Here is an 11230-nt window from a genome sequence, read left to right as displayed (position 1 = left end):
GATGCTGGTAACACCATCCAATGGTACGATGCTGCAACAGGTGGTGCACAGGTAGGTGCCGGTACTTCATTTACTACTCCAGTACTTAACGCAACCACTACATATTATGTAGAAACAACCAATGCAAACGGCTGTAAAAGTGCAAGCCGTGTGCCGGTAACTGTAACCGTATTAAACAACGGTGGCGGTACAGCCTGTAATGCTGCGAATTCGCAAAACTCTGGTATCAATGGAATCTGTTTATTATGCGGTGTAACAGGTGCAGGCAACTCTACTGATGCCGATCCAACCAACTTTACCCGGATTTCACTTTCGGTAGGTGTGGGCGCTTCGGGTTACCAACAATTGATTTTCCCTTCAGTTGGAGCAGCTACTGATAGCCTTCGTTTAGATTTAGCTTTACCGGGTGGTTTATTAGATTTAACTGCATTGGGCAATGTTACTGTAAACGTATTGAACGGTACTACAGTGGTTAGAACAGTTCAGTTAAACTCATCATTATTAAATCTTCAATTACTTTCGGGTAACCGTTTCACTGCAACAGTAGCAGCAGGCGGTGCTTACGATAGGGTACAGGTTAGTTTCGGTGCTTTAGTTTCGGCTTTAACCAGCTTAGATGTTTATGGCGCAACCGTAATTTATCCTAACCCAACAGTTACAGCAGGTGCACAAACAATTTGTGCGGGCAGTACGGCAACTTTAACCGCAACTGCAAACGGTGGTACTACGTTAGCCTGGTTTGATGCGCCTACAGGTGGCACACAATTGGCCGCTGGCGAAACATTTACTACACCGGCTTTAACTGCTACCACCACTTATTATATCCAGGTAAGTAAAGGTACCTGCGCAAATGTAACCAGGGTTCCGGTAACTGTAACCGTTACTCCGGCATTACCTACACCGGTATTGGCCACTATTGCCAATGTTTGCGAAGGTTCATCGGCAACTTTATCGGTTGCCAACCCTGATCCGGCAGTAACATACAAATGGTACGATGCTGCAACAGCTGGTAATTTAGTATTTACCGGTGCGGTATTCCAAACTCCGGCATTGGCCACCGCAACTACTTATTATGTAGAAGCATCGCAGGGTAACTGTACAAGTACTGCACGTGCAGCAGCAGCGGTATCAGTAAACCCACGTCCAACTTTACCAGTGGTAACTGCAAGTTCATCAACTGTAAGCGCAGGACAAACAGCAATTTTAACAGCAACTTCTGCTGATCCGACCAATACTTTCAATTGGTATACTTCTAACACTTCAACTACACCGGTTTATGTTGGTGCTACTTATGTTACACCACCATTATTGGCTACTACAACTTATTATGTAGAATCGGTTTCTACCAACGGTTGTACTTCGGCAAGCCGCGTACAGATTACCATTACAGTGGATGGTAATGGATCGCCAAATCCGGTACCTTGCGAGGCAGCCACTACACAGGTTAACGGTGTTAACGGCGTAGCTTTATTATCGGGCGTATTTAACCCGGCCCTTGCTATTGATAACGACACACAAACTGCATCTTCATTGGTAATGCCAGTGGGCGCACTTGGTGCATCGGTTTATCAAAGGGTTGGTTTCGGCTCACTATCTAAAGTTGGCGATACTGTACGTGTATTGGTATCATCACCAGGAAAATTATTATCACTTGCGTTATTGGGCAACGCTGCAATCACCACCTATGTTGGAAGCAACAGTAATGGCGATTCGCACTTGTTGAACGATAACCTAATCAATATCCAGTTATTAAGCGGCAATACACAGGCCCTGATCACTTTTGTTCCAACAAATGTTTTTGATGGGGTAGAGGTGAGGTTAAACTCAGGTTTATTGGGTGCTTTAACTTCGATTAACTTAAATTACGCACAACGTATTTTGGTAGCGCCAACAGTAACTGCTGCCAATGTTACTTCTTGTGTGGGTTCTACTGCCCAGTTGCAGGTGAGTAATCCATCAGCAGGTTTAACTTACAGATGGTATGATGCTACCGGTACTTACCTAAGCGGTAAAGACGGTATCATATTTACTACACCAGCTTTAACAGGCGATACCAAATTCTATGTTGCAGCAGTTTCTGCAACAGGTTGTGTAAGCTACAAAACAGTAGTAAACGTAACTACAAACCCTGCTCCGGTAACACCTGATCTACTTTCGGCATCGGTTAACACCTGCCCTAATACATCGGTTACCTTCCAGGTAAAAAATCCGGTTGTAGGTACAACTTATAACTGGTACGATACGGCAACTTCAACTACCGTATTATTTACAGGCGATAACTTTACCACACCGTTAATTACTGCCGACAGAAGTTATTTTGTAGCTGCGGTAAACAGCTGCGGTGCTTCATCAGCCAGAACAGAAGGTAAAATTGTACTTGGAACAATTGATGTTCCGGTAATTACACCTCCATCAATCACCATCAGTGAAGGTTCTGTAGCGGTATTAAAAGCAACTTCGAGTACAGCAGGAGCAACCATTAACTGGTACACCACTGCAAACGGAACTGTTCCGGTATTTACAGGAGAAACTTATGTAACGCCACAATTAAGCACCACTACAACTTATTATGTAGAGGCAACAGTTGCGGGCGGTTGTACTGCAACAAGCAGGGCAACAGTAACCGTAACGGTAATACCTAACGGTAACCCAGTGGTTACACCATGCGGTGCTGCTACAACAACGGTTGCAAGCGGTGTAACTGGCGTAGCGCTATTGGCTGGTGTTTATAACCCTACTTTTGCGGTTGATAACGACATCAACACAGGATCTAGCCTGGTTATTCCGGTAGGACTATTAGGAGCCTCTGTTTATCACCAGGTTGGTTTTACAGGATTATCGAACGTTGGTGATACCTTAAGAGTGAAAATTACCACTCCGGGTACATTGCTTTCGGTAGCGGTATTACCTAATTTAACGGTAACTACTTTCCAGGGTACAACCAGCAATAACGATGCAGTTTCTGTATCAAACCCATTAATCAGCTTAAAATTATTAACAGGCGGAACATCGGCCATATTAACTTTCGTACCAACCAGCAGGTTTGACGGAGTAGAATTAAGGTTAAACTCTGGTCTCCTTGGCGCATTAACATCGGTTAACTTCGATTATGCACAAAGGGTAATTACAACACCAACAGTTAGCGCAGCTACTGCAAGCGCGTGTCAGGGTTCATCTGCTACATTAAGCGTGCAGAATCCGCAGGCTGGGGTAGTGTACAAATGGTACCTTGGTACTACTTATCAGGCAGGAAAAGACGGAGCAACTTTCGCAACCGATCCAACTTTAACTGCTGGTACTTATACTTATTCGGTAACGGCAACAGCTAATGGTTGCGAGACTGTAGGAGCCAAAGTTGTGGTTACTATCCTGCCTCCACCGGTAGCGCCGATCCCGTCGACAACCAATCCGGCTACAACCTGTATCAATACCTCTGCTACTTTAAGTGTGCAGGCAGTTGCAGGCTTTACCTATAACTGGTACGATGCAGCAGTTGGCGGAAACCTTTTGGTAACCAACAACAGCAGCTTTACAACCTCTGCATCACTTGCAGCAGGCACTTACGATTACTATGTAGAAGCATTAAGTGGCGCTGGTTGTTCAAGCTCAACCCGTACCAAAGTTTCTATCACGGTTAATCCATCGGCATTACCTACTGATTTAACTGTAACCGGAACTACATCACTATGTGCATCTGGTACAGCAGTACTTACTGCGGCCAGCACTACAGTTACCAGTCCGGTGTTTACCTGGTACAGTGATGCGGCCTTAACTCAGGTAGCTTTCGTAGGTGCAGTATTTACTACACCTGCCATTACGGCAACAACCAAATATTATGTTACCGTTAGCGGAACAAATAAATGTGCCAATACACCGGGCAATGCAAAAGAGGTTACCATAACGGTAAACCCTGTTGCAGGTCCAACTGATATTAACCTTGCCGGAACCAGTACAATATGTGGTGGCTCTACAGTTACTTTAACTGCAAGCAGCACAACAGTAACCAATCCGGTATTTACCTGGTACAGCGACGCGGCTCTAACAACCGTAGCATTTACCGGTGCCAGCTTTATTACTCCTGCGCTTAACGCAACCACTACTTATTATGTAACGGTTAAAGGAGATAACAAATGTGAAAATACAGCAGCAACAGCAAAATCGATCACCATTACGGTTAATCCTAAGGCTACCGATGCTGATATTGCCATCAATGGCATCACATCGATCTGTAAAGGATCTACCGCTGCACTGTCTGCTTCAACAACAACAGTAATCAATCCGGTATTTACCTGGTACAGCGACGCAGCTTTAACCACGGTAGCATTTAGCGGAGCTAGCTTTACTACTCCTGCACTTAATGCAACCACTACTTATTATGTAACTGTAAGAGGCGATAATAAATGTGAAAACACACCGGCTAACGCCAAAGTAGTTACGGTAACTGTTAAGGACTTTGCTACCGCTGCAGATATTGCAGTAAGCAATGCCCAGATCTGTTCAGGTTCTACCGTAATGTTAATGGCATCGAGTACAACGGTAACCCAACCGGTATTTACCTGGTACAGCGATGCATCGTTAACCAGTGTGGTATTTACTGGTCCAACCTTTACCGTAACCGGCTTAACTGCCACTACTACTTATTATGTAAGTGTTAAAGGAACAAATAAATGTGAAAACGCTGCGGCAGATGCCAAAGCAGTAACCGTAACGGTTAATCCTTTAGCAACTGCTACCGATATTATTGTTAATGGCAGCACAACAGCATGCGCAGGTTCATCTGCGGTGTTAAGCGCAACATCTGCAACAGTAACCAACCCGGTATTTACCTGGTACAGTGATGCAGCTTTAACCAATGTAAGTTTCGTTGGTGCTACATTTACCACACCGGTACTTAATGCAACCACAACTTATTATGTAACTGTAAAAGGTGATAATAAATGTGAGAATGCACCGGGCACTGCAAGGGTAATTACCATAACGGTTAAACCGGTTTCTACCGCTTCGGATATCACTGCTACTGATGCAACCATCTGCGCAGGATCGAATACAACCCTGGTAGCCAGCACAACAACGGTAACCAACCCAACATTTACCTGGTATAACGATGCCGCTTTAACTTCGGTAGCTTATGTAGGTACATCATTTGTTACCCCGGTATTAACTGCAACAACCAAATACTATGTTACGGTTAAAGGCGATAACCAATGTGAAAACTCTGGTATCACAGCCAAAGTGGTAACAGTTAACGTAAATCAGGCTGCAGTTGCTGCCGATATTACTTTATCTACACCTACACTGGTATGTGGATCGGGTACTGCGGTAATCAATGCAAGTTCTACTACGGTTACCAGTCCGGTATTTACCTGGTACAACGATGCTTCTTTAACAAGTGTAGCCTTTACCGGCCCAATATTTACCACGCCGGTATTAACCACTACAACAACTTATTATGTAACTGTTAAAGGCAGCAATAAATGCGAAAACTCAGCAGCAAATGCAGTAGCGGTAACCATTAAGGTTAACCCTATAGCAGTTGCGAGCGATATTATCGTAAATGGTTCAACAAACCTTTGCGGTGGATCGGCTGCAGTATTAACAGCAAGCAGCACAACGGTAACTAATCCGGTATTTACCTGGTATACCAATGCAACTTTAACCAATGTGGCTTTTGTTGGCGCAGTATTTACCACACCAACATTAACTGCTAACACTACTTATTATGTAACTGTAAAAGGCGATAATAAATGCGAAAACAGTGCAGCAACGGCTAAATCTGTAAACATTGTGGTTAACCCGGTTGCTTCTGCAACAGATGTTACCGCAGCCGATGCCAATATATGCGCAGGTTCATCAGCTAGTTTGGTTGCCAGCACTACAACAGTAACCAACCCGATATTTACCTGGTACAGCGATGCTGCTTTAACAACCCCGGTATTTACAGGTGCAACCTTTAACACCCCGGTATTAACTGCAACAACCAAATATTACCTAACAGTAAAAGGCGATAACAGATGTGAAAGTTCTGCTGCAAACGCTAAAGTGGTTACGGTTAATGTAAATGCTGTAGCAACGGCTGCCGATATTACTTTATCTACACCAACGCTGGTATGTGGATCGGGTACTGCGGTAATCAATGCAAGCTCAACAACAGTTACCAACCCGGTATTTACCTGGTACAATGATGCTTCATTAACAAGCGTAGCCTTTACAGGTCCATCATTTACCACACCGGTATTAACTGCCACTAAAACTTATTACGTAACCGTAAAAGGCACTAATAAATGTGAAAACACACCTGCAAATGCAGCAACCGTAACAATCAAGGTTAATCCGGTTGCCATTGCTACTGATATCACCGTAAATGGATCAACTTCGGTTTGTGCCAGTACAGCAGCAACATTGGCTGCAACAAGTACAACAGTAACCAATCCGATATTTACCTGGTACAGCGATGCCGCTTTAAATACGGTAGTGTTTACAGGTCCGGTATTTACTACTCCGGTATTAACTGCTAATACAACTTATTATGTAACTGTTAAAGGCGATAATAAGTGCGAAAGTTCTGCAGCAACAGCAAGAGCGGTAGCCATTACGGTTAATGCCTTACCAAACAACCCGGTTGTATCTGTTCCTAACGGAGGTATATGTGCCGGTGATGGTGCAACACTAACGGTAACCAATGCTCAGGTGGGCGTTACCTACGAATGGTACAACGCAGCAACAGCAGGCAACCTATTATTTACCGGTACCACTTATAATGTTACCGCACTTACTGCTACAACTGATTACTATGTGTTAGCCATCGGTACAGGTGGTTGTAACAACAACGGTGGCCGTGTTAAAGTAACCGTTACTGTAAACGCCAAACCTACAGTACCAACCGTAGCTTCATCATCGGTAAGTGTATGTACAGGTAGCCCGGCAGTGTTAACAGTTACCAATCCACAAACAGGTGTGGTTTATAACTGGTACAGTACTGCAGCAGGTGGAGCACCTGTTGGAACAGGAGTAAGCTTTACAACACCAGCTGTTACCGCCAATACAACATATTATGTAGGGGGAGCAAATGGAAGCTGTACGTCAACATCAAGAACACCGGTTAATGTAATTGCATTACCAGTTCCGGTTGCACCAGCATCTGTAACAGCAGCTAACGGAACACTTTGCGCAGGCAGCACAACCATATTAACTGTAAATAATCCGGTAACCGGATTGGTGTACAGATGGTACGCAGCAAGCTCTAACGGTCCGGTACTGGCAGAAGGTATAACCTTTACCACACCAGCCTTAAACGCTACAACCATCTATTATGTAGAAGCAGTAGCAGTGGGCGGTTGTGCAAGTCCAACTAGAACAGCTGTAACGGTAACTGTACTTCCGGTACTCGACAGACCAGCTGTAACGGTACAAACCTCAACACCAAACAGCATCACCTTTGCGTGGCCTGCGGTTACGGGTGCTACGGCTTACGAAGTATCGTTGGATAATGGTTTAACCTGGATTAACCCAACAAACGGACCAACCGGAACAAGCTATCTGGTAACAGGTTTGAAACCAGATCAAAGTGTAAGTATTTCGGTGAGGGCTAAAGGTCAGCTCGATTGCCAAACCAGTGCAAATGGTTCGGTAACCGGTAAAGCAACCAACCCGCTTGGAGATCAGGTTTACATACCTAATGCATTTACACCAAATAACGACGGTAAAAATGATATATTCTTAGTCTATGGCAATACCATATCGAGTGCCAAAATGAGTATTTATACTCAATGGGGTCAATTGATATTCCAATCTGATAACGTAGCTAACGGATGGGATGGAACTTTCAAAGGGGTAAATCAACCGATCGGAGTTTATGTGTACATGGTTGAAATTACCTTCAATAATGGAACAACATCATTGAGAAAAGGTACAGTAACGCTGATTAGATAAGAAGAGGATTAATAATAAACAGATAAAATCAAAGACCATGAAAATACTATCGGCTTTAAAAATATATGTTGGGGTACTGGGTTTACTGCTGTGTACAGCTAAGTCCTTTGCGCAAACTGATCCGCATTTTTCACAATACTATGCCAACCCGTTATACCTTAACCCGGCTTTAACGGGGGTTATAGATGGCGATTACCGTGCAACAGTAAACTTTAAGCAGCAATGGAGTGCACTTAACAGCTCATTCTTAACCGGTGGTGCATCTTTCGATATGGCTCCGAAAAAGAACTTTGCCTTTGGTGCAACCATTTTAAACCAAAGGGCAGGAGAGCTGGATTTTAACTACCTGTCGGCCCTGGTATCAGGCTCGTACCGTTTAAGGTTCGGTGCCGAAGGTTTGCAGATGGTGAGTTTCGGCTTACAGGCCGGTATCATCAACCGCAGTTTCGATTTCTCACAGGCCAGGTTTGGAAACCAGTTTAATCCGGTTACAGGTTATGATGGTGGGATGATGAGCGGCGAAACACTGTCTTCGCAATCATCATTGGTTCCTGATGTAAATGCCGGTGTGATGTTTTTCGATGGTAATCCCAACAAAAACGTAAACGTATTCTTAGGTGCAAGTGCAGCCCACTTAACGCGCCCTATGGACCGTTTCTCAGGTACAAACTCACGTATCCCTGTTCGTTTTACGGCTCATGGAGGTGCAAGGATCAAAGCTTCGCAATTGCTGGATATCGTTCCCAATGCATTATTTATGTCGCAGGGTAATACCAACGAGGTATCATTGGGTGCCTATGCGCAGCTTAATGTTAATCCATCGGCAAACATATTATTCGGTGGTAACTACCGTAATAAAGATGCTGCCATTGCATTTGTTGGCCTGCAGTTAAAAAATATGGTTTTCGGACTTAGTTATGATATCAACACCTCTACCTTCAACAGGGCATCGAACAGTAACGGTGGTTTAGAGCTTTCGGTATCCTTAATCGGCCGTAACGGAATTATTGGTCCAAATTTCTTTTGCCCACGCTTATAATTATTCAGACGAAACTATCCTGATTTCTTAATTATGATAGTTTCGTCTCCATTGAAAAAAACCTCATCAAGATGAAAAAAATATTACTCATTTTATTAGTGGCATTTGGCGGTTTTGCTAACGCTCAGTATGTGGTAAACTATAAAAAAGTTGCAGACACCTACTTCGAAAATAAGGACTATTACGCGGCGTCAACTTTTTATAAAAAAGCCTTAAAAATTACTGGCGACAGTACCCAGGCCTTATTACCTTACGGAGGAGATAGGAGATCGGCCACTGATACTAAAGCGATAGAGGATTATGAAGGATCTGTTTATAACCTTGCCGAATCGAGCAGGTTGTACAGGGAATTTAACGAAGCCGAAAAATATTATGGTTTGGCCATTAGTTTTACCAATACGCGTTTTAGAAAAGCGTTATTTTATTATGGACAGAGCTTAAGGGCAAATAAAAAGTTCGATCTGGCTATTGATGCCTTTCAACAGTTTATCCAGAAAAACAGTGGTGATCCATTAGTTAAAGATGCGCAGAGAGAAATCGAATCGTGTAAATTTGCCGTTGAGGAAATGCGTTTTCCACGTATGGTACAGGTTAAAAAGGTACCTGCTAACGTAAATGGATTGGGATCCAACTATGCCGCTGTTAAAGTCAACAACGAACTTTATTTTACTTCATCGCGCCCTGTTTTTGTGGGTAGTAAAAAAGATATGGTTAAAACTGATGCCGGAACAGAAGTTCAGGTGGCAACCAAAACCAATCCTTTTCTCAATAACATTTATTCGGCCAAGGGCGATTTAACTTCGGGCGAAGTTGCAGTTAAAAAACTGGATATTAATTTCCCTAAAGGTACAGAGGTTGCAGCCCCTGCTTTTACACCAGATGGTAATACTGTTTATTTTACCGTATGGAAGGATAAAGAAAAATATGCCATTTACAGTTCTAAGAAAGCTGGCGATAAATGGTCGGATCCGCAGCCGGTTGGTTTGCAGGTAAACAGTAAAGATTTTAACTCATCTCAGCCATTTATAACCAGCGATGGTAAATTCCTCCTTTTCTCATCTGATAGGACCGGAGGTTATGGCAAGTTCGATTTATGGTACTGCGCCATCCGTTCAGATGGTTCATTGGGCCAGGCGGTAAACTTTGGTGCAAGCATCAATACCGAAAATGATGAACGCGCACCATACTATAATACCCTAACCAAAAAATTACTGTTCAGTACCGATGGCAGAACAGGCTTCGGTGGACTTGATTTCTTCGAATCAGAAGGCGATCTGGTAAACTGGACTACCCCTAAAAACCTGGGTTATCCGTTCAACTCTTCAAAAGATGATGTTTATTTTACTGCAACTGATGAGAGGGGAACAAAAGGCTACATTAGCTCTGATCGCGAATCGTCATGCTGTTTAGAGATATTCGAAGTTAAAAAAGAATACTTTTCTATTGCAGGTCTTTTAACCGATTGTAAAACCAAATTGCCTTTGGCCGGTGCATCTGTTACGCTTAGCAATGCAGAAGGTTCACAAAAAGTAACAACTGGTAATGATGGTATTTACAGGTTCAAAATAGACTCGAAAAGACCGATCAAGTTGCTTTTTGCAAAAGATAACTACTTCGCGGTTACCAAAAACTATCCTTACGAAGAGTTGGCAAAGGCAGATACACTGATTTATAAAGATTACTGTTTAAGTCCTTTCAAACTGGGTATTCCTATCGCATTGGATAATGTGTACTACGAATTTAACAGTGCCGAGTTAACAGAACCATCTAAAAAGGTACTAGACTTCCTGATCCCGATTATGGAAGATAACCCTGAAATGGAAATCGAATTAGGTTCACACACCGATAACATTGGTACAGATGAGTATAACTTAGATCTATCAAACAGAAGGGCAAAATCTTGTACCGATTACCTGGAAAGTAAAGGAATTGCAGCCGCCAGAATGACTTCGAAAGGTTATGGCGAATCAATGCCTATTGCACCTAACGAAATTATCGTTAAACGCAAGAAAAAAGATAACCCTGAAGGAAGGGCCAAAAACAGAAGGACTGAATTTAAAGTAACCAAAAAATAAAATACAATTAACATCCCGGTAAAGCCATCTTCTTTTTTAGAAGGTGGCTTTTTTGTTTACATGTTGGTCGGGATTTGTAATCCCGATCTGGTGTATTTTCTCATGCCTCGGCTCATGTTTCATCCGCGCCGGTACGTGTCTCCATGTACCGAAAGTAATTTTTGTTCGGTCACTCAATCCCTCATCC

Annotated in this window: 3 protein-coding genes; all 3 read left to right on the top strand. The window is 43.2% G+C overall.

Annotated features, from left to right (window positions below):
• Positions 1–7929 (top strand): gliding motility-associated C-terminal domain-containing protein (locus B2V92_RS13395; RefSeq protein WP_293308846.1); only part of this gene is annotated, 7929 nt, incomplete at its 5' end.
• 37 nt (positions 7930–7966) lie between these two features.
• On the top strand, positions 7967–8968 hold the full coding sequence (locus B2V92_RS13390) for a PorP/SprF family type IX secretion system membrane protein (protein WP_293308844.1): 1002 nt from the start codon (positions 7967–7969) through the stop codon (positions 8966–8968).
• Between the two features lie 71 nt (positions 8969–9039).
• Positions 9040–11043 carry an OmpA family protein gene (locus B2V92_RS13385; protein ID WP_293308842.1) on the top strand — a complete coding sequence of 668 codons (2004 nt, stop codon included), beginning with the start codon at positions 9040–9042 and terminating at the stop codon, positions 11041–11043.
• Positions 11044–11230 lie beyond the last annotated feature (187 nt).

The organism is Pedobacter sp. UBA5917, from assembly GCF_002432345.1.
In the GTDB taxonomy this organism is placed as follows: domain Bacteria; phylum Bacteroidota; class Bacteroidia; order Sphingobacteriales; family Sphingobacteriaceae; genus Pedobacter.
The sequence above is the reverse complement of the archived record's forward strand: the minus strand, read 5'-3'. Positions and strand labels throughout refer to the sequence as shown.

What these genes read in the sequence shown, in the direction of transcription:
- B2V92_RS13385 (WP_293308842.1), top strand. Translation starts at nt 9,040, where the DNA reads ATGAAAAAAATATTACTCATTTTATTAGTGGCATTTGGCGGTTTTGCT.
- B2V92_RS13390 (WP_293308844.1), top strand. Translation starts at nt 7,967, where the DNA reads ATGAAAATACTATCGGCTTTAAAAATATATGTTGGGGTACTGGGTTTA.